Annotated in this window: 16 protein-coding genes; 6 read left to right on the top strand and 10 right to left on the bottom strand. The window is 72.1% G+C overall.

What is annotated here, in order from left to right:
• Nucleotides 1-427: 427 nt before the first annotated feature.
• From AC0VYM_RS12825 to AC0VYM_RS12810, 4 genes are all read right to left on the bottom strand, one after another.
• Nucleotides 428-1,705: a sugar ABC transporter permease gene (locus tag AC0VYM_RS12825; protein ID WP_475462475.1), complete on the bottom strand. Its 1,278-nt coding sequence runs from the start codon at nt 1,703-1,705 to the stop codon at nt 428-430.
• Nucleotides 1,702-2,502: an ATP-binding cassette domain-containing protein gene (locus tag AC0VYM_RS12820; protein ID WP_475462472.1), complete on the bottom strand. Its 801-nt coding sequence runs from the start codon at nt 2,500-2,502 to the stop codon at nt 1,702-1,704. Before AC0VYM_RS12820 ends, AC0VYM_RS12825 begins: the two co-directional genes overlap by 4 nt.
• 118 nt (nt 2,503-2,620) lie before the next feature.
• Nucleotides 2,621-3,763, bottom strand: a complete 1,143-nt coding sequence (locus AC0VYM_RS12815; protein ID WP_475462469.1) for an ABC transporter substrate-binding protein — start codon at nt 3,761-3,763, stop codon at nt 2,621-2,623.
• Nucleotides 3,764-4,022: 259 nt separating this feature from the next.
• Nucleotides 4,023-5,198, bottom strand: a complete 1,176-nt coding sequence (locus AC0VYM_RS12810; RefSeq protein WP_475463014.1) for an ROK family transcriptional regulator — start codon at nt 5,196-5,198, stop codon at nt 4,023-4,025.
• A 128-nt stretch (nt 5,199-5,326) separates the two neighbouring features.
• On the opposite strand from AC0VYM_RS12810, the gene AC0VYM_RS12805 reads away from it, so the two are divergent.
• Nucleotides 5,327-5,932 carry a uridine kinase family protein gene (locus tag AC0VYM_RS12805; RefSeq protein WP_475462466.1) on the top strand — a complete coding sequence of 202 codons (606 nt, stop codon included), beginning with the start codon at nt 5,327-5,329 and terminating at the stop codon, nt 5,930-5,932.
• Here the strand turns inward: AC0VYM_RS12805 and AC0VYM_RS12800 are convergent.
• From AC0VYM_RS12800 to AC0VYM_RS12775, 6 genes are all read right to left on the bottom strand, one after another.
• On the bottom strand, nt 5,926-8,049 hold the full coding sequence (locus tag AC0VYM_RS12800; RefSeq protein ID WP_475462463.1) for a serine/threonine protein kinase: 2,124 nt from the start codon (nt 8,047-8,049) through the stop codon (nt 5,926-5,928). The genes AC0VYM_RS12805 and AC0VYM_RS12800 overlap by 7 nt on opposite strands.
• Nucleotides 8,050-8,115: 66 nt before the next feature.
• Nucleotides 8,116-10,419 carry a serine/threonine protein kinase gene (locus tag AC0VYM_RS12795; protein WP_475462460.1) on the bottom strand — a complete coding sequence of 768 codons (2,304 nt, stop codon included), beginning with the start codon at nt 10,417-10,419 and terminating at the stop codon, nt 8,116-8,118.
• A gap of 125 nt (nt 10,420-10,544) precedes the next feature.
• Complete coding sequence (locus tag AC0VYM_RS12790) at nt 10,545-11,840, bottom strand: hypothetical protein (RefSeq protein WP_475462457.1); 1,296 nt, start codon at nt 11,838-11,840, stop codon at nt 10,545-10,547.
• A complete protein-coding gene (locus tag AC0VYM_RS12785; RefSeq protein WP_475462454.1) occupies nt 11,833-13,863 on the bottom strand; it encodes a hypothetical protein in 2,031 nt (676 codons plus the stop codon). Before AC0VYM_RS12785 ends, AC0VYM_RS12790 begins: the two co-directional genes overlap by 8 nt.
• Nucleotides 13,864-14,027: 164 nt before the next feature.
• Nucleotides 14,028-16,790: an aconitate hydratase AcnA gene (gene acnA, locus AC0VYM_RS12780; protein WP_475462451.1), complete on the bottom strand. Its 2,763-nt coding sequence runs from the start codon at nt 16,788-16,790 to the stop codon at nt 14,028-14,030.
• A gap of 339 nt (nt 16,791-17,129) precedes the next feature.
• The gene (locus AC0VYM_RS12775) at nt 17,130-18,065 is read right to left on the bottom strand and encodes an LLM class F420-dependent oxidoreductase (RefSeq protein ID WP_475462448.1); all 936 of its coding nucleotides are present in this window, start codon (nt 18,063-18,065) and stop codon (nt 17,130-17,132) included.
• 137 nt (nt 18,066-18,202) lie between these two features.
• Between AC0VYM_RS12775 and AC0VYM_RS12770 the strand changes: the two genes are divergently transcribed.
• From AC0VYM_RS12770 to AC0VYM_RS12750, 5 genes are all read left to right on the top strand, one after another.
• Nucleotides 18,203-18,793: an RNA polymerase sigma factor gene (locus AC0VYM_RS12770; RefSeq protein WP_475462446.1), complete on the top strand. Its 591-nt coding sequence runs from the start codon at nt 18,203-18,205 to the stop codon at nt 18,791-18,793.
• On the top strand, nt 18,790-19,590 hold the full coding sequence (locus AC0VYM_RS12765; protein WP_475462442.1) for a zf-HC2 domain-containing protein: 801 nt from the start codon (nt 18,790-18,792) through the stop codon (nt 19,588-19,590). Before AC0VYM_RS12770 ends, AC0VYM_RS12765 begins: the two co-directional genes overlap by 4 nt.
• Entirely contained in the window at nt 19,587-20,477 is an 891-nt protein-coding gene (locus AC0VYM_RS12760) for an ATP-binding cassette domain-containing protein (protein ID WP_475462440.1), read from the top strand. Before AC0VYM_RS12765 ends, AC0VYM_RS12760 begins: the two co-directional genes overlap by 4 nt.
• Nucleotides 20,474-22,006: a hypothetical protein gene (locus tag AC0VYM_RS12755; RefSeq protein ID WP_475462438.1), complete on the top strand. Its 1,533-nt coding sequence runs from the start codon at nt 20,474-20,476 to the stop codon at nt 22,004-22,006. The genes AC0VYM_RS12760 and AC0VYM_RS12755 overlap by 4 nt, the downstream gene beginning before the upstream one ends.
• Before the next feature lie 190 nt (nt 22,007-22,196).
• Entirely contained in the window at nt 22,197-23,129 is a 933-nt protein-coding gene (locus tag AC0VYM_RS12750; RefSeq protein WP_475462435.1) for a DMT family transporter, read from the top strand.
• The last annotated feature ends 78 nt before the right edge of the window (nt 23,130-23,207 follow it).

Raw genomic sequence — 23,207 nt, 5'->3', positions numbered from 1 at the left:
CCGTCGCGCGCGGAGGCCGGAAAGGGACACACCTCACACGCCCCGTGCACACGGGAGAGGCCCGGACCGGTGGGAGTGGAACCGGCCCGGGCCCCGCGGCGGCCCCGGGGAGGGACGACCGCCGCACTGGGGGGTGGCCCTAGGTCGTGTTTTTTGGATCATTCCGCGCTCGCGACCACCAGGCTGCCTCTCGCTGCGCCGATGAAGCTCGGACAGCCAAACCCGGGCGGGCCCCCGCTGTGCGACACTGCGGAGCTTGCGTAGCAGCGCACAGTAGGGGCAGCTTCGCTCCACGGCTTGCGAGAGATTGCCGGGCCCCCGCTGTGCGAGGCTGCGGAGCTTGCGTAGCAGCGCACAGTAGGGGCGACGGCCGCTCGCATCGATGGCGGCTCCGCCGCCACCAGCGAAAGCATCCAAAAAACACTCCCTAGGCGCCGCCCCTGGCGTGGGTCTTGCGTCCACGACGGGAGAGCGCGTCGAGCACGACCGCGATCAGCAGGACCGCCGCCGTGATCATGAAGCGCACCGACGTGTCCATCTGGAGCAGCAGCAGACCCGAGGTGATGGCGCCCAGCACCAGGCCGCCCAGCAGGGCCGAGTAGGCGTTGCCGCGCCCGCCGAACAGGCTCGTGCCACCGATCACCGCGGCCGCGATGGCCATCATCAGTTCGGCGCCGCCGCCCGTGGAGACGCTGGCCGCGAAGTTGCGGGAGACCAGCATGACGCCGCCGAGCGCGGCCAGGGTGGAGGCGATCCCGAAGACGGAGATCCGGATCAGGTCCACGTTGATCCCGGCCCGGCGGGCCGCCTCGGAGCTGCCGCCCACCGCGTAGACCATGCGGCCGTAGCGGGTCTTGCGCAGCACCAGGTCCAGCACCACCACGAAGCCCACGAAGATGAGGAAGGCGAGCGGTACACCCTTGTACTGGTTGAGCACCCACACACCGCCCGCCAGCGGCAGGGCGAGCAGGAGGGTACGGAACAGCACCTCGGTCAGCGGCTTGTAGGGCAGGCTCGCCGAGCGGCGTCGGCCCTCGACCACCAGCACCGACAGCAGGTAGAGGCCGAGTGCCAGCAGGACCAGGAACCAGCCCACGACCGGGACGAAGTAGGTCTGGGTGAGCATCGCGATGGCTCCGCTGGAGCTGGTGTTGATGCTCCCGTCGCCGCCCATGAGGTAGAGGTGCACGCCCTGCCAGCCGAGCAGACCGGCGAGCGTGACCACGAAGGCCGGTACGCCCATCTTCGCGAAGACGAAACCGTGGAGCAGGCCCACGAGGAGGCCCACGCCCACGGCGGCGCCGACGGCCGCCCACTCGGACCAGCCGTGCCGGACCGCGAGGACCGCCAGGACCCCGGCTGAGAGTCCCGCCACCGAGCCGATGGACAGGTCGATCTCACCGAGCAGCAGGACCATGATGACGCCGGTGGTCATGAGGCCGATCGCGGCGATCTGCACGGTGAGGTTCGACAGGTTCTGCGGGGACAGGAACCGGTCGTTCATCGACTGGAAGACGACGGCGATCAGCAGCAGGCCGACGATGACCGGCGCCGCGCCGAGCTCCCCTCCCCTGAGGTTGCGGCGCAGGGCCCTGAGCCATCCGCCGGGTGAGGCGACGGTGGCCAGCAGTCGGGGGTCGCGCCGGGGTCCGCTCGACGGTACGGACGTGTCGCCGTCCTGGGAGGCGTGTGTCTGCTGGCTCATTCCTTGTCCTTCGTGGCCGTGGCCGATGAGCCGGTACGGGTGGATCGACGGGTCACCGGGTTGTCGGAGGCGCCGGTGATGGCGGCCACGATCTCCTCGTAGCTGGTCGAGGCGATGGGGAAGTCGCCCGCGTTGCGGCCGAGGCGGAGCACGACGGCGCGGTCCGCGACGGCCCGGACGTCTGCCATGTTGTGGCTGATCAGGACCACCCCCAGCCCCTGGTCGCGCAGGCGCTCGATGAGGTCGAGGACCTGGGCGGTCTGGGCGACGCCCAGCGCGGCGGTGGGTTCGTCGAGCATCACCACGCGGGGCTGGCCCAGCAGGGACCGGGCGATGGCGATGATCTGCCGCTGCCCGCCGGAGAGGGCGGCGACGGGGACGCGCAGGTCGGGGATGCTCACCGACAGGGAGTCGAGGAGCTCCACGGCCCGACGCTCCATCTCGACCTCGTCGAGGGTGCCGGGGAAGTGGAGGCGTTCGTTGCCCAGGAAGAGGTTGCCGACGATGTCCAGGTTGTCGCAGAGAGCGAGGTCCTGGTAGATGGTGGCGATCCCGAGGCGTTGGGCGTCCGCGGGTGCCCCGATGGTGACCGGTGTGCCGTCCCAGAGGACGGTGCCGCCGTTGTCGGCGGGGTGGGCTCCGGCGATGACCTTGACGAGGGTCGACTTGCCCGCGCCGTTGTCCCCGAGGAGGGCGACCACCTCCCCGGGGTCGACCTGGAAGTCGACCTCGGAGAGGGCCTTGACGGCCCCGAAGGTCTTGGAGATCCCGGACAGTTCCAGGACGGGTGTGCTCATGTGCCTGTTTCTCTCTCTCGCCCCGGCGGGACGGGGCCGGTCGCTCCACGCGGCCCGGCCTCGCGGGGCTTCGCGTCCGGGCCGCCTCCGGTGGGGGACGGCCCGGACGTCGGGATGGCTAGAGGGCTTCCTTGCAGAAGTCGAAGTCGGCGTAGTCGTCGGTGCAGATCTGCTCGATCGTGTAGAAGCCGTCGGAGACGACCGTGTCCGCGATGTCGTCGACGGTGACCGCGACCGGGTCGAGCAGGACCGAGCTGACCTTCTCGCCGTCGGCGTCCTCGACCTCGGTGACGGAGTGCTCACCCGCGTCGAGTTCGTCGCCGGTGGCCAGGGAGACGGCCATGGCGGCGGCGATCTCGGCCTCGGGGCGGATGGCCTTGTAGACGGTCATGTACTGCTCACCGGAGACGATCCGCTGGATGCCGTGCAGCTCGGCGTCCTGTCCGGTGACGGGCGGAAGGTCCGCCACGGAGACCCCGGCGCTGCGCAGGGCGGAGATGATGCCCGCCGCCATGCCGTCGTTGGCCGAGTAGACGCCGACGATCTCGTCCAGGCCGAGGGAGGTGATGGCGCCCTCCATCTGGCTGTTGGCCTCGTCCGGCGACCAGTCGGGGGTGTCGAACTCCTGGCCGATCTCGACCTGGCCCTCGAAGATCTCGTGGGCGCCCGCCTTGAAGTCGCCCGCGTTGGGGTCGGTCGGTGAGCCGTTGATCATGACGATCTGGCCGTCACCGGCGGTTCCCTCCTGGTCGAGGGCGCCCAGGAGGGCCTCGGCCTGGACCTGGCCGACCCGGAAGTTGTCGAAGGAGACGTACATGTCGACGCCGCCCTGGGCCAGTCGGTCGTAGGCGACGACGGGGACTCCCTGGCCGCGTGCCTCGTTCACGGTTCCGGCGGCGGCCTCGGAGTCGACGGCGCCGAGCACGAGGACGTCGACCCCGGCGGTCAGCATCGCCTGGGCCTGGGTCTGCTGTTCGTCGACGTCCTGGTCGGCATTGGCGTACGAGAGCTCGCAGTTGGGACAGAGGTCCGTCAGCGCCTCCTCGAAGTAGGGCTTGTCGAAGGCCTCGTAACGGGCGGTCTGGAGCTCGGGGAGCAGCAGTCCGACGTGGAAGCCCTCCTCCAGGCTGTGTGTCTGGGTCTCACCGGCCGAGTCGTCCGTGGTGAGCGAGCCGCAGGCGGTGGCGAACAGGGCCAGCGCGGCACCGGCGGCGGCGATGCCGAGGGGGAGGGGACGGTGGTGGGGGCGTGTCGTGGTCAACGCGGGGGGCCTCTCTTGCGGAACCTGCGCGGACGAGAATGCGCGATCGATGGTGTGAAGTAGATCCCCGAGTCCACCTTGCCGTCAACTGTTGAACACATAACCGAAACATTACGAGTCTTGAGTTCACAAGCTGAATTCAGCATCCGGGCAGGCCAGGACGCTTGCACACAAGGCGGACACCGCGCGGAAGGGGTGCGAACCTCAGGCGGGCGCCTCAGAGAGACCCCGCCGAGTGGCTGAGCCGAGGTGCCCGCGTTCAGCGCAGGCTGTGCGCGGCCGTGAGCAGCGCGCCACGGATCGGCGCGTCCTCGCCCAGGGCGCTGGTCTCCACTTCGAGCTGGGCGAGGGCCCCACCCAGGGTTCCGAGCTCCATCGACCTGCGCATGGGGACCAGCAGCAGATCGCCCGCCTCGGCCAGGTCGCCGCCGACCACCACGCGGTCCGGGTTGAACAGGTTGGCCATGATCGCCACCCCCTGCCCCAGGGCGCTCCCGGCCTCCGCGACGACGCGGCGGCTGCCGGGGTCCTCGTCCAGAGCGGAGGCGACCAACTCCCGCAGCAGATCCCGGTCCGTACCGGCCGCGAGATCGTGGGTCCTGGGCAGCATGTTCAACAGGTACCCGGTGCCCACGAAGGTCTCCAGGCAGCCGCGGTTGCCGCAGCGGCACACCTGGCCGCGCGGGTCCAGGCCGATGTGCCCGATCTCGCCCGCCGTGCCGCCCGCGCCCCGGAAGAGCCGACCGGACATGACGATGCCCGCGCCCACGCCCTCCCCGAGGACCAGCTGGATGACGTGGTCGGCCCCCTGGGCGGCGCCCAGCTCACGTTCGGCCACCACCGCGAGGTTGGCGTCGTTCTCCGCCCGCACGGGCAGGCCGAGCCGCTCCCCCAGCACCTCGGCGGGGCGGAACCCCGCCCACCGGGGCAAACAGGAGATGGCACCGACCTCGCCGGTGTCGGGGGCGATCGGCCCCGGAACGGAGGCCACCACGGAGGCGACCGTGCCCAGGTCGATCCGGGCGCCCAGCAGGGTGGTCTCGGTCAGCCAGGCGGCCCGGCGGACCGCCCGCCCGGCGTCCGCGGCGACCTCGTAGGCGATGGACTCGCGGGCCAGCATGTTGCCTTCGCTGTCACCGACCGCCACGCGGATCCGGTCGTTGCCGAAGTCCACGGCCACGACCGTGCCCGGCGGACGGAGGAGGGTGACGGCCCGGGCCCGGCGGCCGTTGGAGGAGGTGTCGCGCACCGACACCGTCCCGGCGGCGCGCAGGCCCCGGACGATGTTGGAGACGCTGGCCGCCGAGAGCCCTGTGGCGCGGGCCAGCTCGGCCTGGGTGCGGGTGCCGTCGCGGCGCAGCACGTCCACGACGCGCCGTTGGTTGGCCTCCCGCAGAGCGGACTGGGACCCGGGGGTCGTGCCGGTCTCGGTCACCACGTACCCCTTCTCGGTCCGCTCGCTCTGGCGTTGTTCCGTCGAATGTTACAAGCATTGAACGGGGAACCGGACCTCAGAGTCGCGGCCCGGACGGCCGACCCCGGCCATGCCCTAGGTTCGTGGGCATGGAGAGGGTGAGCACCGACCGGCCCGGGTGGGCGGAACACGTGGCCGGGGCCGTTCTGGACGCCGACCGGCGGGGCCCGCTCGTACGGGTCGTGGCGGTGGAGGGGCGTTCGGGGTCGGGCAAGAGCACGGTGGCCGCCCGGGTGTGCCGTGCCCTGGCCGACCGGGGTGAATCGGTGGCCCTCCTGACGATGGAGGACCTCTACCCCGGCTGGGAGGGTCTGGCCGAGGCCTCCGCCCTGCTCAGGTCATGGGTGCTGCTGCCGCTCGCCGAGGGGCGCGCGCCCGCCTGGCACCGGTACGACTGGGAGCGCGGGGCGTTCGGCGCCGACCGGGTCACCCTCCCCGCCGACGTCGTCGAACACGGGGGCACCCTGGTCGTGGAGGGGTGCGGTTCGGGGGCCGCCGCCGTGCGCGACCTCCCGGACCTGCTGCTGTGGGTGGAGGCCGACGCGCCGACGCGGGCCCGCAGGCTCGACGCCCGGGAGGACGCGGAGGCGTACGCCCCCCACCGTGCGTCGTGGGCCCGTCAGGAGGACGCCCTGTACGCCTGCGACCCGCCTCGTGTACGCGCCGACCTGCTGGTCGGGAACGGCCCTCAGTAGTCCTTGGCGGGCGGCCGCGAGCAGAGTTCGCGGGCGCGCCGGACGTCGGCGTCCATCGTCCGCAGACCCGCCGCCAGCGCCTGCCCCTGGAGGGGAATGTTGCGCAGGCGCAGGTCACGCGCCTCCCGGGCGGAGGACCCCCCGAAGCTCCCGTTCTCCCTGAACCTCATGATCAGCGCGACGCTCCCCGCCGCGAGCGACGACAGGAAGAAGAGCATCCCCAGGCCCGACCCGTTGAGCCCCGCCCCGAGGACCAGGGACAGGAACAGGAAGACGACGGCCGCCACCACGAACGCCGTCCTGATCCTGGAGATCTGCCCCGACTCCGAGACCGCCGCGGTCAGCGAACTGTGTTCACGGCGCAGGGACTCCCGCTGCTCCGCCCACACCCTGCGCTGCCGGATCAGGGTCACGACGGCGGACAGCGAACCGTAGACAGCCGCCGCGTACCCCGCCCGTCGGGCTCCCGAGGAGAGCTCGACGCGTGACCAGAGCGCGCTCGTCCAGTTCAGGGCGCCGGGCATGTCCCCCGGGTCCGGGGGCACCATGAGCTCCGGGTTGAGCAGGAAGGTGAGCGCCAGAGCCGGGTCCATCCGTCCCTCGAACCCGCGCCAGCCGTTGAGGTTCTGGGCCAGTTCCCGGTGGAAGGCCATCCCGGTCCGCTCGGCCTCCTCGACGTCCCGGGCCAGTCGGCGCAGTTCCGGGCCGTCCGCGTGCCGGTGCTCCGCCATCTGCCGCAGCAGCTGGGGGCGGGCCAGCAGCATGAGTTCGTTGGCCTCGTGCCCTCCGGTGATGAGCGGACGCGGGTCGTGGAAGAGCTCCCGCAGCCCGGCGAGGGTGAGCTCGTGCCCCCGGAAGAGGGGTGGCAGCTCCGGGCAGACCTGGGCGACGAAGGAGGCCACGGCCATGTTCGCGTCCCGGACCTCGCGGCGGAACAGGGAGCGGTCCACCTTGGTGTCGTTGATGTCGTTCATGACCCAGGACCCGAGCATGGCCCGCTCGGCCGGGTCCCCGAGGATCATGACCGCCTCCGACCAGTGCTCCTGCATGGCGGCGGCCAGCGGCTCGATCCGGGTGAAGCGCACCCCCGCGAACCGGTAGGGCGGGACCTCCCCGTCGGCGTCGGCGTCGGGTGCGGGAGGGCCGTAGGAGTTCTGGAGCCGGACCAGGGACGGTGGCGGGGTGAGGTACGCGGGTCTGCCCGAGGGCGGTGCGGCCGCGTGGTGGGGCGGGGGGTCCTGGGACGGCGTCCGGGGGGCGTCCCCTCCCGGGGCGGGGGACGGCCCCGAGGACTGACCGGCGGGACCGGGAGCGGTCCCCGCGACCAGGTGGTGCAGGAGGGCGGGCGCGTCCGGGCGCCGCCTCGGGTCCTTGTCCAGGCAGGCCAGGATGGTGTCCAGCAGGGGCCCGGACAGGTCCCCGGTGTCGGGTTCCCCGGAGAGCACCCTGGCGATGCGCGCGGCCTGGGTGGGGCCGTGGAAGGCGTCCCTGCCGGTGGCGGCGAACACCATCACCGAGGCCCAGGAGAAGACGTCCACGGCCGCGGTGAGGCGCATGCCCTCCAGCTGCTCGGGCGCCATGTACCCGACCGTGCCGACGATGCCGCTGGCGGTCACGGAGGTGGACTCCACCGCGCGGGCGATCCCGAAGTCGATCACCCGGGGCCCGTCCGACGCGAGCATGATGTTGTCCGGCTTCAGGTCCCGGTGCACCACCCCCGCCGCGTGGATGGCCGCGAGGGCGGTGGCCGTGGCGACGGCGAGGCGCTGGAGCTCGGCGCCGGTGCGGGGGCCCTCGACGGTCACGGCCCGGTGCAGGGTGGGCCCGTCGATGAACTCCGTGGCGATCCAGGGCTGCTCCGCGTCGGGGTCGGCGTCCAGGATCGTCGCGATACAGAACCCGCTCACCCGCCGGGCCTGATCCACCTCGGCGGCGAAGCGGCGCCGCATGTCGGCGTCGCCTGACCAGTTGGCGTGCAGGAGCTTGACGGCGGCCCGGGTGCCGTCCCCGGCCTCACCGAGGAACACCTCCCCGAAACCGCCCCTGCCCAGCGATCGCGTCAGGGTGTACGGACCGACCGCGCGGGGGGCGGGCGTCAAGTCCGTGGTCTCGTCCACGAGCGCGTCCTTCCTTCTTCTCTTGTCCTGTCGTCCGAACGGCGGGGCCCGGGCCCGCCGGAGGGCTCAGCCGGAGGTGATTCTGCGCGCCTGGGCCAGGTCGGTGCGGATGCGCTCCACGCCGCTGGTCAGCTGGGGCAGCTGGTGGTTGGAGTTGTGCAGGTCCATGAGCCGCTGCCGACGGCGGTCGGCGGGTCCGCACAGCACCAGACGTGTCATGAAGGCACCGACCAGGCCGACGAGACCGAGCAGCGCGACCCACATCATGAGGTCGGCGACCACGTCCCACACGGGCATCACGGCGAGGAAGAGGCCGAGGGGGAGGCCGATGAGGGAGATCCGGCACCAGTGGATGATCCGCCCGGTCCGGGTCTGGAGCTCCACCTTGCCCACGAGCTCCTCGTGGGTGGTGGACACCTCGGCGTAGCGGCTCTCCCAGTAGCGGCGCTGCCTGGCCAGGGCCTGGAGGGTGCCCAGGGAGCCGTAGACCGCCGCCGCGTACCCGGCGCTCTCGGGAGTGCCGGTGTTCGACACGCGCTGCCACAGGATGTCCACCCACTCGGCGACACCGGAGTCACCGTTGTCGTCGGGCGGGACCATCAGGCGCGGGTTCAGGAGGAAGGCCAGGACCAGTGCCGGATTGACGTTGGGCTGGCTCGACCGCCACCCCACGAGCTGCTGGGAGAGCTGTCCGTGCAGGAGGGTGCCGGCGTTCTCGCCGCGGTCGAGGTGTTCGGCGAGCCGCTGGTACTCGACGCTCTCGGGGCCCTGGTGGGCGCTCATGATCCGCAGGAGCTCGGGACGGGCCAGCAGGACCATCTCGTTGCTGAGCGGGGCACCGGTCAGGAGCGGACCGGGGTCGGAGAACAGCGCCCGGAGCTCGGCCAGGGACACGCCCCGGCCACGGAAGACGGGCGGCAGGTCGGGGCGGACCTGGGCGACGAACGAGGCGACCGCGAGGTTGGCGTCCCGGACCTCGCGCCGGAACAGGGAGCGGTCGACACTGGTGTCGCCCAGGTCGTCCATGAGCCAGGCGCCCAGGGCCGCGCGCTCGCCGGGTTCGCTGAAGACCTTGACCGCGGCGCCCCAGTTCTGCTGCATGGCCTCGGCCAGGTGGGCGGGGTCGTGGAACCGGAGGCTGACGAAGTGGTAGGGCGGCGCCCCGAAGTGGCCGCTGTTCGAGGCGTGGTACCCGCTGGAAGAGGGATGGGCGCCCGAGGGGTACGCGCCGCTCGGGGGCGGGGTGTACGCCCCGCCGGGGGCCGACGGATACGGCCCGGACGGCTGGGCGCGGACCTGCCCCTCCGGCGCGTCCGAGGGAGCCATGTGTGTGTAGGTGCGGGTGGGTGCGGCATGGGCGGCCCCGCCCACCCTGGTGGGGTCGACGGGGGGCCCGCCGGAGTGCGGTGGACCGGCGACCCTGGTGCGGTCGACGCCGACGCGGGTGCGGGCTTCCGACGAGGGCGCCACCTCGGTGTGCGTGCGGTCGGAGTCCGTACCGGGGGCGACCGTCGTGGGCGCGTGGTTCCCACCGGTTCCGGCGGCGCGGACCGGACCGGGACCGGCCGGAGCGGAGATGATCCACCGCATGAGGGTCTCGGCGTCGGGCCGAGCTGAGGGCTCCTTGTCCAGGCAGACCCGGAGGATGTCGGCGAACGCGCCCTCCAGGCCCGCGAGGTCGGGTTCCCCGCCCAGGATGCGGGCGATGCGCGAGGCCTGGGTGGGACCGGAGAAGGCCTCGCGGCCGGTGGCGGCGAACACCATCACCGAGGCCCAGGCGAACACGTCCACGGCGGCGGTCAGCCGGGCGCCCTCCAGCTGCTCGGGCGCCATGTACCCGATGGTGCCGACCACCCCGCTGGCCGTCACCGAGGTCGACTCGACCGCGCGGGCGATCCCGAAGTCGATCACCCGGGGCCCGTCCGAGGCGAGCATGATGTTGTCCGGTTTCAGGTCCCGGTGCACCACCCCCGCCGCGTGGATGGCGGCCAGGGCCGTCGCGGTGCCCACGGACAGGCGTTGGAGCTCCACTCCCGTGCGCGGGCCGTCCGCTTCGACGGAGGCCTGGAGGGTGGGGCCGTCGATGAACTCGGTGGCGATCCACGGCTGGGCCGCGTCGGGGTCGGCGTCCAGGATCGTCGCGACGCAGAACCCGCTCACCCGCCGGGCCTGATCCACCTCGGCGGCGAAGCGGCGCCGCATGTCGGCGTCGCCGGACCAGCTGGCGTGCAGGAGCTTCACCGCGGCGAGGGTGCCGTCCCCGGCCTCACCGAGGAACACCTCCCCGAAACCGCCACGCCCCAGGGAACGCAGAAGCCGGAAGCCTCCGACCTCCTCCACTCGCATGGCCTGGTCCTGAGGGTCGTCCACAGCCCGCCCCGTCTCTCGTACGTCGTTCTCGGGCCCCGAGCGGGGCGCCATGTCAGGGTGCCACAGGGAACTGACCGCCCGTACACGGTCCCGGTTCCGGTCTCCTCCCATCCGATGCCCGGCCGTTACCTCCGGGCCCCGGTGTGGTCGCCGCGCAGGACCCGATCGACCAGGTCGTCGCGCAGGGCCCCGTAGCCGGTGGCCGACCAGACGCTCTCGTCGGCCGGCACCTCGTAGTAGGGCACCTCACTCCCCCGGTGGTGGTCGGGGAGCACCCGGGGACGGCGCCGCTCCCGAACCGCCTTGGCGCACTCCGCGCACAGCGGGACGCGGACGGTCCGGGTGCCGCCGAACTCGCGCCAGTCCGTCTGCTTGGTGGCGGTACCGTGCAGCGGGTTGGCGTAGCAGTGCACCCGGGGCTTGCGGGACCGGGAACGGCTGCGCAGGATGGCGTCCTCCGCCATGTCGAGCAGGACGAGGACCCCGACCGCGTCGGGCAGCGCGGGTTCGGTGGCGAGCATGCGGTCGTGGACCTTGGCGGCGGCGGAACGGGCGTCCAGAGCGTGCTGGAGAAGCCGGGTGGCCTCCTCGCTCTGGGAGCGCGAACGCAGCTGGCCCAGCCGCTCCCCCAGTTCGACGAGGTCGGTGGCGCCCCGCTCGACCAGCCGGTCCAGAGCGGCGCGGTCGGCGTTGTCGAACCCGGCGTGCTGGGTGACGGCCAGGGCCGGCAGCGAGGGCACCCTGGCCCGGCGGGACCGCCAGACCGCGCCGACGGCCAGGACGAGCGCCAGGGCGGCGACGGACGGCCACAGCCAGCCGGGCGCCCCCGTGCCGTCGCCCCGCCAGAACCCGGACAGCGGCCCGGCGGCGTCGTCCCGCTGCTCGTCGTAGGCCTCGCTGGCGGCGGTGTAGGCGGCCTCGGGGTCCTCGGACAGGGCCGACTCCACCGAGACCTCGACCAGCTCGGCGAGGTTGCCGTCGAACTCCGTGGCATAGGCGGAGGTGAGGGCCCCGTAGTGGGCGCGCAGGTCCGATCCGCCCCCGTAGTCCCACCCGTGCATGCGGTCGTTGGCGAACACCAGGATGTGGGCCCGGCCCCCGCCCATGCGGTCGTGGACCAGGACGGCCAGGTTCTCGGGGTCGCCGTCCCAGGTGTCCCCTGCGACCATCGGCACCGCGATCACGTACAGGGGCAGGTCGGAGTCCTCGATGAGTTCGACGGCCTCCTGGCGGACCTCCTCGGGCAGGGCACCGGAGTAGGCGGGGTCGACGTGGACCGGCGACTCGGCCAGGGCGGAGGTGATCGCCTCGGAGGCGTTCTCCCGCACGGTGTCGTCCGGCGCGGCGGCGACGGGCGCCGCCCCCATGAGGGTGAGGGCCAGGACCGCGCCCAGGACGGTGGGCACCTCGAACCTACGCATCGCTCTCCTCCAGAATCCCGTCGACGAGGCCGCGCTGCGTCGATCCGTAGTTGGTGTGCACCCAGACGCGGTCCAGGCTCAGGTGCGGGACCCAGGCCCCGCCGATCCGCAGCTCCAGCACGCGTGCGGTACGGGCGTCGTTCTGGAGTTCCAGGCAGGCGTCGCACAGCGGGCGGCGCCCCTGGACGACCGCGACCCTGCCGACCCGGTCCGCCCGGCCGTGCAGGGGGTTGGCCGAGCAGACCGGCCGCCGTCCGGCCCCGGGGTCGCCGGAGATGCCCGCGCGGGCGCGCCGGGCCAGGACCGTGGCCCCGAGGAGGTCGAGGGAGTCCGTGGGGCGCCGGAGCACGACCAGTGCGGCGTCGGCGTCGCGCATGGCCGACGCGGGGACCTCGCCGTTCCCGGCCTCCTCCAGCTCCCGGACCATGGCCCGGGTCTCCGACAACGCGAGTCGGCGCAGTGTGCGTGCCCTCATCCGCGTCCGACCGCCGACCGTGCCCCCGCGCACGGCGCGCACGGTGGCCACCAGGAGGAGCAGCAGGCCGAAGGCGATCCCGGAGAGCAGGGGTCCGACCACGAGGAGGCAGGGCAGGAAGCCGTCACCGAGGAAGCGCTCGGACCTGGGCCCGGGGTCCTCGTCGTAGGAGTACGCGAAGAGGGGTTCGGTGTCGGGCTGGCCGGGGTCGGTGGACAGCGCGGTGAGGGCGGGCAGCGCGGCCTCGACGGCCTCGGCCGGAGTGTCGCCCGTCACGTCCCGGACCGCCGTGCTCAGTTCGTAGGAGTCGACACCCAGGCCCGCGGTCCCGGCGGCGATCTGGACCCGCCCCTCGAAGTCCGCGGTGGCGACCAGGTACACGGAGGGTTCCTCGGTGAGCGCGGCCAGGGAGTACGCCAGAACCTCGGGGTCGCCCTCCGACTCGTCGGTCGGGCTCATCGACATCACCAGGGCGCGGACCGGGATACCGGTGTCCTCCAGCGTGTCCTCCAACCGCTCGGCGGTGGCGGCCAGGCCGGTGCGGTCCATCGTGACCAGCGGCGCCACGTACAGCGGCGCGGATCCGGTCTCGGAGACCAGGCGTTCGACCCGCTCGGTGTTGGCCACGTAGGGCGGGACGGACTGGACGTCCGGGGTCTGCCAGGCGGTCTCCACTCCCCCTTCGGGCACGCTCATCATGTAGGCGTGGGGACCGGCGACGGCGGCACCGGCCAGGGCCAGGGTGAGCACGGCCACGACGGTCACCTCGTGGCGCCGCCGACGGCCGCGCACGGAGCGCCACCACACCCAGATCACACCCGTGCCGAGCAGGAATCCGGCGGAGAGCCCGGAGAGGGTGCCGAGGTTCTCGGCGCCGACCGAACGGGTGGGGTCGACGTCGTCGAGGAACTCCTGCCAGAAGACCGTCAGCGCGCCGGGGTCGCTCCTCCCCTCGTGGCCGTGTGCGGGCGCGGGGGCCTCGCCCCGGAGGTGTTCCACGAGGACGGCGGCGACCTCGTCGGGGGCGGAGTCGTACTCCAGCCTGGGGTCGCCGCTCAGCGAGCGCGCGCTCTCCTCGGCAGGGAGGTCGTAGCCGCGGACCAGCACCTCCTGCATGAGGGTGTCGGGCCGCAGGTGCACGTAGACGCCGTCGCGGTCGAGCCGGTCCACCACCACGGGCAGGACCGTACCGGTGCCCCAGTCCGACCCGGTGCCGGGGAAGGGGCTGGCGATCACGTAGTAGGGGACGTCGAGGGTGGAGAAGAGGGCGTGCAGCTCCCCCTCCAGCTCGGCCGTGTCCACGAGGCCCGCCATGGCGTCGTCCACGATCACGGCGGCGCCCTCGGGGCGCTCCGCGAGCTCGTCCGCGTAGTACTCGGCGGGGGTCCTGGTGTCCTCGTGGGCCTCGACCGCCTCGGGCGGGGGTTCGGCCCGGGCGGCGGGCGCGGCGGCGAGCACCGCGAACAGTGACGCGGCGCAGAGCGCCAGGGCGCGTCGGAGCAGGTCCGCGCGCCGAGGGAGGGGACCTGGTCCGGGGGGCGAGGGCATGCACAGAGCATATCGGGAGCTTTCGGCCAGCCCGGAACTCGGAAGGGTCTGAACGCGGAAGGCCGGAACACGAGAAGGGCCGCCACCGTCGGTCGGACGGTGACGGCCCTCGAAGCACCGTTCGCGCCTGTTGGGCGCGGGCGGCGGTCTCGGAACGCCTCTCGCTACTTGGCGATCAGCTGACGCAGCACGAACTGGAGGATGCCGCCGTTGCGGTAGTAGTCCGCCTCGCCCGGGGTGTCGATCCGCACCACAGCGTCGAACTCGACGCCGGTGTCGGTGGTGACCTTCACCGTGCTGGGGATACGGCCCTCGTTCAGCTCGGTCACGCCGGTGACGGAGAAGGTCTCCTCGCCGGTCAGCCCGAGGGAGTCCGCGGAGTGGCCCTCCGGGAACTGGAGCGGCAGGACGCCCATACCGATCAGGTTGGAGCGGTGGATGCGCTCGTAGGACTCGGTGATGACCGCGCGCACGCCCAGCAGGCTGGTGCCCTTGGCCGCCCAGTCACGCGAGGAACCGGAGCCGTACTCCTTGCCGCCCAGGACCACCAGCGGGGTGCCCTGCTCGGCGTAGTTCTGCGCGGCGTCGTAGATGAACGACACCGGCGCGTCGGCCTGGGTGAAGTCGCGGGTGTAGCCGCCCTCGGTGCCCGGCGCGATCTGGTTGCGCAGGCGGATGTTGGCGAACGTGCCGCGGATCATCACCTCGTGGTTGCCGCGACGGGAACCGTAGGAGTTGAAGTCGCGACGCTCCACACCGTGGGCCTTGAGGTACTCGGCCGCCGGGGTGCCCGGCTTGATGGCGCCGGCCGGGGAGATGTGGTCGGTGGTGACCGAGTCGCCCAGCTTGGCCAGGACGCGGGCACCGGAGATGTCGGTGACCGGAGCCGGGGTCTGGCCCATGCCCTCGAAGTACGGGGGCTTGCGGACGTAGGTCGACTCGCCCTCCCACTCGAAGGTGTTGCCGGTGGGCGTGGGCAGCTCGCGCCAGCGGTCGTCACCGGCGAACACGTCCGAGTACGCGCTGGCGTACATGTCCGACGCGATCGCGGAGTCCATGACCTCCTGGATCTCCTCGGCGGTCGGCCACACGTCGGCCAGGTAGACGGGCTGGCCGTCCTTGCCGATACCCAGGGGCTCGGTGGTGATGTCGACGTCCATCGACCCGACCAGCGCGTAGGCGACCACCAGCGGCGGCGAGGCCAGGTAGTTCATCTTCACGTCCGGGTTGATCCGGCCCTCGAAGTTACGGTTGCCGGACAGGACCGCCGAGACGGCGAGGTCGTTGTCCTGGACCGCCTGCGAGATCTCCTCGGGCAGCGGGCCCGAGTTGCCGATGCAGGTGGTGCAGCCGTAGCCGACCAGGTTGAAGCCCAGCTTGTCCAGGTACGGGGTCAGGCCGGAGCGCTCGTAGTAGTCGGTGACGACCTTGGAGCCCGGGGCCATGGAGGTCTTGACCCACGGCTTGCGGGACAGACCCTTCTCGACCGCCTTCTTGGCCAGCAGGGCGGCGCCCAGCATGACCGAGGGGTTCGAGGTGTTGGTGCACGAGGTGATCGCGGCGATCACGACGGCGCCGTGGTCGACCTCGGTCTCCGTGCCGTCGGCCATGGTGACCTTGACGGCCTTGTGCGGACGCTCGCCGTTCGGGGCCTGGGCCGGGGCGTCGGAGGCCGGGAAGGACTCCTCGCCCGCCTCGTCGGCGTCGTCGGAGACGTAGTTGCGGACGTCGCGGCGCCAGGTCGGCTTGGCCTCGGACAGCGCGATGCGGTCCTGGGGACGCTTGGGACCGGCGATGGAGGGGACGACCTCGGCGAGGTCGAGCTCCAGGTACTCGGAGAACTCGGGCTCGTTGGCCGGGTCGTGCCAGAAGCCGTTGGCCTTGGCGTAGGCCTCGGTCAGGGCGACCTGCTGCTCGGAGCGGCCGGTCAGGCGCATGTACCGGATGGTCTCGTCGTCGACCGGGAAGATCGCGGCGGTGGAACCGAACTCCGGGCTCATGTTGCCGATGGTGGCGCGGTTGGCCAGCGGGACCGCGCCGACGCCCTCACCGTAGAACTCGACGAACTTGCCGACGACGCCGTGGTCGCGCAGCTTCTCGGTGATGGTGAGCACGAGGTCCGTGGCCGTGGTGCCGGGCTTGAGCTCACCGGTGAGCTTGAAGCCGACCACGCGCGGGATGAGCATGGAGATCGGCTGGCCGAGCATGGCGGCCTCGGCCTCGATGCCACCGACGCCCCAGCCCAGGATGCCCAGGCCGTTCTGCATGGTGGTGTGCGAGTCGGTGCCGACGCAGGTGTCGGGGTAGGCCTGGCCCTTGCGGTCCATGGTGACGCGCGCGAGGTGCTCGATGTTGGCCTGGTGCACGATGCCGGTGCCGGGCGGGACGACCTTGAACTCGTCGAAGGCGGTCTGGCCCCAGCGCAGGAACTTGTAGCGCTCGTAGTTGCGCTCGTACTCGATCTCGACGTTGCGCTCGAACGCGTCGGGGCGACCGAAGAGGTCGACGACGACGGAGTGGTCGATCACGAGCTCGGCGGGGGCGAGCGGGTTGATCTTGTCCGGGTCACCGCCCATGTCGCGGACGGCCTCGCGCATGGTGGCGAGGTCGACGACGCACGGGACGCCGGTGAAGTCCTGCATGATCACCCGGGCCGGGGTGAACTGGATCTCCTGGCTGGGCTGGGCCTTGGCGTCCCAGTTGCCGAGAGCCGTGATGTGCTCGGCGGTGACGTTCGCGCCGTCCTCGGTGCGGAGGAGGTTCTCCAGCAGCACCTTCAGGCTGTAGGGAAGTCGGTTGTAGCCCTTGACGGCGTCCAACCGGAAGATCTCATACGACTCGTCGCCAACGCGCAACGTGTCACGGGCGCCGAAGCTGTTCGCGGACACGGTGTCTGCCTCCTGATCTCGCCACTTTGTCCCCAGCATCCTGCCCCATGGAGCGGATGCGGGACCTACTGAGGCCGCCCTAACCGGATCACCGGGGCACGGGGGTCGCGGATGAGCACCCCCATCGCCTCCGTGATCCATCAGGGCCGCTTTGACCTGCGACGACGCCACATCGTCACCGGTCGCGGCCGACTGGCCGCACCACCTCACGGGCCCGGGACGCGCTGCCGAAAAGCGGTCGACCTCACAGGCCCGAGCCGGGAGCGGGTGGGGGGATCCCCGCTGTTATCTTGATGTCAAGGTATCCAACTTGTATCTCGATATCAAGTTATCGGGTGGGGCGCCATCCCCCTCGGGCACCCCCGCGCACGACCCCCCTCAGTCCAACTGCGGCGCCACCGCCGAGGCGACCAGCTCCAGGTGGTCCAGGTCAGACAGGTCCAGGAGCTGCAAGTACATTCTCTCCGCCCCGGCGGCCGCGAACCGGCCGATCCGCTCCACGATCTCGTCCGGGGTCCCGGCCAGACCGTTCTGGCGCAGTTCCGACACGTCGCGACCGATCCGGGCGGCCCGCCTGGACACCTCGGCCTCGTCACGCCCCGCGCACAGCACCTGGGCCGCCGAGTACACGATCGGAGCGGTGCGCCCCGACGCCTTCACGGCGTCGGCGGTGCGCCCGAAGGCCGCCTCGGTGTCCTCCAGCGAGCAGAACGGAACGTTGTACTCGTCCGCGAACTTGGCCGCCAGCCTCGGCGTGCGCTTCGGACCGGTCCCGCCGATCAGCACCGGCGGGTGCGGGCCCTGCTGCGGCTTGGGCAGGGCCGGGCCCTCCGCCAAGCGGAAGTGCCGACCCTCGTACCGGAAGGTGTCCCCCACCGGGGTGGACCACAACCCCGTGATGATGTCGAGCTGCTCCTCGTAGCGGTCGAACCGCTCCCGCGCGGAGTCGGGGAAGGGGATCCCGTAGACCGCGTGCTCCTCCTCGAACCAGCCCGCCCCGAAGCCGAACTCGACCCGGCCGCCGCTCATCCGGTCGACCTGCGCGACGGAGATGGCCAACGGACCGGGGTGGCGGAAGGTCGCCGCGGTCATCAGCGTGCCCAGGCGGATCCGGGAGGTCTCCCTGGCCAGACCGGCCAGGGTGATCCACGCGTCGGTCGGGCCGGGGAGCCCGCTGACATGGTCGCCCATGGACAGATAGTGATCAGACCGGAACAGAGCGTCAAATCCGAGATCCTCGACGGCTCGGGCGACGGCGAGTTGGTCCTCGTAGGTGGCCCCCTGCTGGGGTTCAAGGAAGATCCTCAGGCGCATACGCCCCATTTTCTCCCACCGCACCGACCGTTCGGAAACCGGCGCGCGGGTACTGTGGAAAAGCCGAGGTCAGGGCCGACCGAACCCGGCCGCCCCCGTCAGAACCGTTCCGTCCCCGACCCGCGATAGCCCTCCACGTGAAGCTTCTCCGCCGCGCACGACGACGCGCACCCGCCTACGGACCCGACAGCGGCGACCCCGTGCTGCTGTCCGCCGTCGCAGCAGGGGAGACCGACGCCCTGGAGATCCTGCACCGGAGGCACGCCCCCTGGCTGCGGGCCCGGCTGCGCTACCGCTGCTCCGACAACGACCAACTCGACGCCGCGCTCCAGGAGACCTTCCTGGCGGTGTGGCGCAACGCCGGTTCCTTCACCCCCCGCCCGGGTGACACCGACGCCGGAGCCTGGCTGTGGACCATCGCGATCCGTCAGCTCATCTCCCAGCTGCGCAAACGCGCCAACCGGTGGATCGCCGAGAACGATCCCGAACCGTACGAGACGATCGGCGACGCGTCCGCCGAGGACACCGTGCTCCTCAACATCGAGCACGGCCCCCTGGGCGCCGCCCTGCACGAGCTCTCCCCCGAACTGCGCTCGGCGATCAAGGCCACCGTGCTCGACGGCCTGACCGTGCGGGAGGCGGCGGAGATCCTCCAGATACCCGAGGGAACCGTGAAGACACGGGTCATGCGCGCCAAGGCGCGGCTACGGGAGGCACTGACCACATGAGCTGGCACCTGACCCACGACCAACTCCACCAGTACGCGGCCCACACGGCCGACGACGTCACCGCCATGTCCGCCGAGGCCCACCTGACCCACTGCGCCCACTGCCGCGCCCTGCTGCCCTCCGACCAGGACTGGCTGGACCGCAGCTGGGCCGATCTGCGCGACATCGTGGACCAGCCCCGACGCGGCCTGGTCGAGCGCCTGCTGGCCGCGGTCGGCCTGCGCGAGAACACCGCCAAACTCCTGGCCGCCACCCCGCAGCTCTACCGCGCCTGGCTGGGCGCGACCGTACTCGTCCTGGCCATGGCCCTGGTCGTCGCGCACGAGGTGCCGCGCGGCTCCCTGCTCTTCTCCTTCACCGCTCCGATCGTGCCCCTGATCGGGGTGGCCCTCGCCTACGGCCGGGGGGTGGACCCGGCGCACAGCCTCACGTCCGTCACCCCCCTGGCCGGGTACCGGCTCCTGTTCCTGCGCACGGCGGCGGTCCTGGTACCCGCCCTGGTCCTGTGCACGACGGCGGCGTTCCTGATGCCCTCGGTCTCCACCCTGGCGGAGGCGGTCTTCTGGCTGCTGCCGGCGCTGGCCATGGTGGCCGGGTGCCTGGCGCTCAGCCGGTGGGTGGCGCTGAGCCTGGCCGGAGGGATCGTCGGCGTCGCGTGGCTGCTCACCCTGGTCATGCTCGGCACGGCCGAGGGACTGGACCCGCTGCTGCTGTTCACGCCCACCGCGCAGGCCAGCTGGGCGACGGCCCTCGCCCTGCTCGCCGGCGTCGTGCTGTGGAGGGTCAGGACGGCGTGACCACGAGTACCGAGACCACGAACCGGGTCAGCGTGAGCGGGCTGGTCCGCAGCTACGGCACCCGCCGGGCCCTGGACGGGATCGACCTCGAACTGGGACCGGGGGTGACCGGGCTGCTGGGGCGCAACGGCGCGGGCAAGACCACGCTGATGCGCTGCCTGGCCACCGACCTGGAGGCCACCGGCGGCCGCATGCGGGTGCTGGGCCGCGACCCCGACCGCGCCGCCGACCGCACCGAGATCCGGCGCCGGATGGGCTACCTGCCGCAGTTCCCCTCGTTCTACCCGCACTTCACCGTCTTCGGACTGCTGGACTACGTGGCGGTCCTCAAGGAGCTGGGCGGACGCCGCGCACGGCACGACGAGGTGCGCCGCGCCATGCGCCGGGTGGACCTGTACGACCGCAGGCACAGCCGGGTGCGCCGTCTGTCCGGCGGGATGCGGCAGCGCCTGGGGCTGGCGGCGGCTCTGCTCGGTGACCCCGAGCTCCTGCTGCTCGACGAACCCACCATCGGGCTCGACCCCGAGCAGCGCATCCGCTTCCGCGACCTCGTCTCCGAACTGGCGGTGCGCAGCACGGTCGTGCTGTCCACACACCAGATCGAGGACGTGTCCGCGCTGTGCCGCCGTGTACTGTGCCTGGACGAGGGCCGCGTGATCTTCGACGGCACCCCCGGCGAGCTGGTGACCCGGGCGCGCGGGCGGGTGTGGGAGCAGGGTTCGCGCCCCGAGGAGGGAGTGACCTCGTGGCGGCTGGCCGACGGCCGGTACCGGGTGCTCGTCCCCGAGGGCGTCGGCGACCCGGACCCGGCGGCGGGCGTGCCGGTGGAGCCGTCGCTGGAGGACGCCTACCTGCTGCTCACCGGAGCGCGGGGCAGTACACGGTGAGCGGCGTCCCGACCTTCTGGGCCCTGACCCGGTTCAACCTGCGCCACCTGCTGGTGAGCCCGGTGTTCCTGGCCCTGGTGCCCGCGACCCTGGTCGGGCTGGCGTACTCGTCGTACCAACCCGTGTTGCCCGACTGGTCGGACCTGATCGACCAGGTGAAGCTCCAGACCCTCGGGCTCGCAGCGGTGATGTTCGCGGTCACGACCTTCCCCGCCCTCCGCGAGGCGCGCCATTCGGAGGGGTTCGCGCTGCCGTTGTCGGCCCGTGCCCGCCTGGTCTCCCTGGCCCTGGCGTCCGTGCTGGTCACATCGGTGTGCGTGGGCGTCCTGATCGTCTCCTTCCTGGTGATCGGCCCGTATCCGATCGCGGGGACGGCCAGCCCTCCCGCGGTGCTGGCCCTGTTCGTGCTGGGCTGGTGCGGGCCGCTCGGAGCCGTGGCCTGCGCCGTGTGGACCCGTTCCTACACCCCGCTCGTGGTGTTGCTGCTGCTCGTCCCGGCGTACCTGCTGTACACGGTCACCTCCATGGGGACCCGGGCGGACGAGATCCTGCGGCGGCTGAACGGTGTGGCCCGCTGGGTGCTGGACCCCCTGCCCGTCAACGAGCCCGCGGTGACCCAGCTCGGCGTGGTGTCCCTGCTGCACGTCTCGCTCCTGGCGGCCCTGATCCTGGCGGTCGCGCTCGCGCGCCGGAGCGGGAGGCGGCTCCTGCGCCCGGTCTCCCTGGGTGCGGTGGCGCTCCTGTTGGCCGGGGTGGCGTTCGTCAACGTGTACGCGCAGAAGACCTACTCCTACTACACGCCCTTCACCGACCGGGACCTGTACGGCGCCGAGGCCGACCCCTGCCGGGTCCGGGAGGGCGTGACCTACTGTCCGCTCCCCGGCTACGAGTCGTGGGTGGACTACTGGCACGCCGCGCTCTCCCCCACGGTGGAACGGATCCCGGAGCGCGCACGGGACCGCCTGCCGATGGTGTGGCAGGGCACCTCGCTCCTGCGCCGGGACGTCCGCGAGTTCCAGACCGGCGGGCTGGTGTTCGGGCACTCCACCCGGCCGTTCCCGCCGCCGGGCACGGTCATGGTGTACGACGAGTGGGACCCCGAGATCAGCTACTACCGCGACGGCCTGACCATCGAGGCCACCATGAACGTGCTCGGCCTCCCCAGGCACCTCGACTACTCGTGCTCGGGCGCGGGACAGGCCAGGATCGTGCTGGGCGCGTGGCTGGTGTCGGCGGACGAGCACTCCACCCGGACCGAGGGCACCGAGGCGGCGGAGGAGTTCCTCTCCTACTACGGCCCCTCAGCGCTCGACGTGAGCCTGACGCACGCGATGCTCGGACTGCCGCCGCAGACCGTCTCCCAGGTGGTGGAGGAGCACTGGGAGTCGTTGCTGTCCCCCGGCACCACCACAGAGGAGCTGGCGGAGCTGCTGGAGCTCCCGGTGACCGACGACACCGTCCCCGACCCGGCCTGGGCGACGAACCGGTGGAGCGAACACCCCGACCCGGCCGACCCCGTCTGCCCCTGACTTCCGGGCGCACGCTACCGTGGGGGCGTGAACTACTACTGGCACAAGGTCCTTCCGCCGCTGTGCGCCTGACCGGGCGCACCCGCTGACCTTCCCGGACCCCGAAGCCCCACCGACCCGGTGAGCGGCCCCGTCCGTCGTGCGCCCGTCAACGCACCCTTCCCAGGCGTCCAAGACGGAAAGTACGAACGTGCCAGACCACACCTCCTCCATCGCCACGCCCCGATCGACCCCGCACCGACTCACCGGTGGCGCGCTGCCCATCCTCGGCGCCGCCGTCCTGTGGGGCACCACCGGAACCGCCAGCTCCTTCGCGCCCGACGGGGCGCACCCGGCCGCGATCGGCTCCGCCGGGCTGGTCCTCGGCGGGCTCCTGCTCTTCCTGGTCGGCCGGGGCTCCACCGCCCTGGTCACCGGTTCCGACGCCCGGACCCGGTGGACGCTCCTGTTGGGAGCGGTCGCCGTCGCCGGGTACCCGCTGTCCTTCTACCCCGCCGTCGCCAACGCCGGGGTGGCGGTGGGCACCGTGATCACCCTGGGCAGCGCCCCGGTCTTCTCCGGTCTGCTGGCCTGGTGCGTGGACCGGACGAGGCCCACCGCGCGCTGGGTGGCGGCCACCGTGGCGGCGGTGGTCGGCTGCGCGGTGCTCGTCCTGGGCCCCGAACTCACCGGCGCCGCCAGCTCCACCAACGCCCTGGGCGTGTTCCTCGCCCTGGTCGCGGGGTTCTCGTACGCGCTGTACGCGATCATCGCCGAGAAGCTGATCCGGCGGGGGCACACCTCCGGCGCGGTCATGGGGACGATGTTCGCCGGGGGCGGCGTCCTCGTGCTGCCCGTGGTGCTGGCCACCGGAACCGCGTGGCTGGCCACGGTGAGCGGCGCGCTCGTCGCCCTGCACCTGGCCCTGTTCACGGTGTTCCTCGCCTACTGGCTGTTCGGCCACGGCCTGCGGCACACGTCGGCCTCCACCGCGACCACGCTGAGTCTGGCCGAACCCGCCGTGGCCGCGATGCTGGGCGTGGCCCTGGTGGGTGAACGCCTGCCCGTGGTCTCGTGGTCCGGCCTGGTCGTCCTCGCCCTGGGCCTGGCCGTCCTGAAGGTGCCCGTGCCCCGTCGTCGCTAGGCCCCAGGGGTGGCGCCCCGAGGCTCGGGCGCCACCCCTGTCCGCCCCCTGTGACGGCGGTGACCTGCGGGTATAGTT

The sequence above is a fragment of the Nocardiopsis sp. iso_237 genome (assembly GCF_056173345.1).
The sequence above is the reverse complement of the archived record's forward strand: the minus strand, read 5'-3'. Positions and strand labels throughout refer to the sequence as shown.

Excerpts from the sequence above, each read along its gene's own strand:
- AC0VYM_RS12805 (WP_475462466.1), top strand. The coding sequence starts at position 5,327 with ATGGAGAGGGTGAGCACCGACCGGCCCGGGTGGGCGGAACACGTGGCC.
- AC0VYM_RS12820 (WP_475462472.1), bottom strand. The coding sequence starts at position 2,502 with ATGAGCACACCCGTCCTGGAACTGTCCGGGATCTCCAAGACCTTCGGG.
- AC0VYM_RS12775 (WP_475462448.1), bottom strand. The coding sequence starts at position 18,065 with ATGCGCCTGAGGATCTTCCTTGAACCCCAGCAGGGGGCCACCTACGAG.
- AC0VYM_RS12785 (WP_475462454.1), bottom strand. The coding sequence starts at position 13,863 with ATGCCCTCGCCCCCCGGACCAGGTCCCCTCCCTCGGCGCGCGGACCTG.
- AC0VYM_RS12790 (WP_475462457.1), bottom strand. The coding sequence starts at position 11,840 with ATGCGTAGGTTCGAGGTGCCCACCGTCCTGGGCGCGGTCCTGGCCCTC.
- AC0VYM_RS12825 (WP_475462475.1), bottom strand. The coding sequence starts at position 1,705 with ATGAGCCAGCAGACACACGCCTCCCAGGACGGCGACACGTCCGTACCG.
- AC0VYM_RS12765 (WP_475462442.1), top strand. The coding sequence starts at position 18,790 with ATGAGCTGGCACCTGACCCACGACCAACTCCACCAGTACGCGGCCCAC.
- acnA (WP_475462451.1), bottom strand. The coding sequence starts at position 16,790 with ATGCTGGGGACAAAGTGGCGAGATCAGGAGGCAGACACCGTGTCCGCG.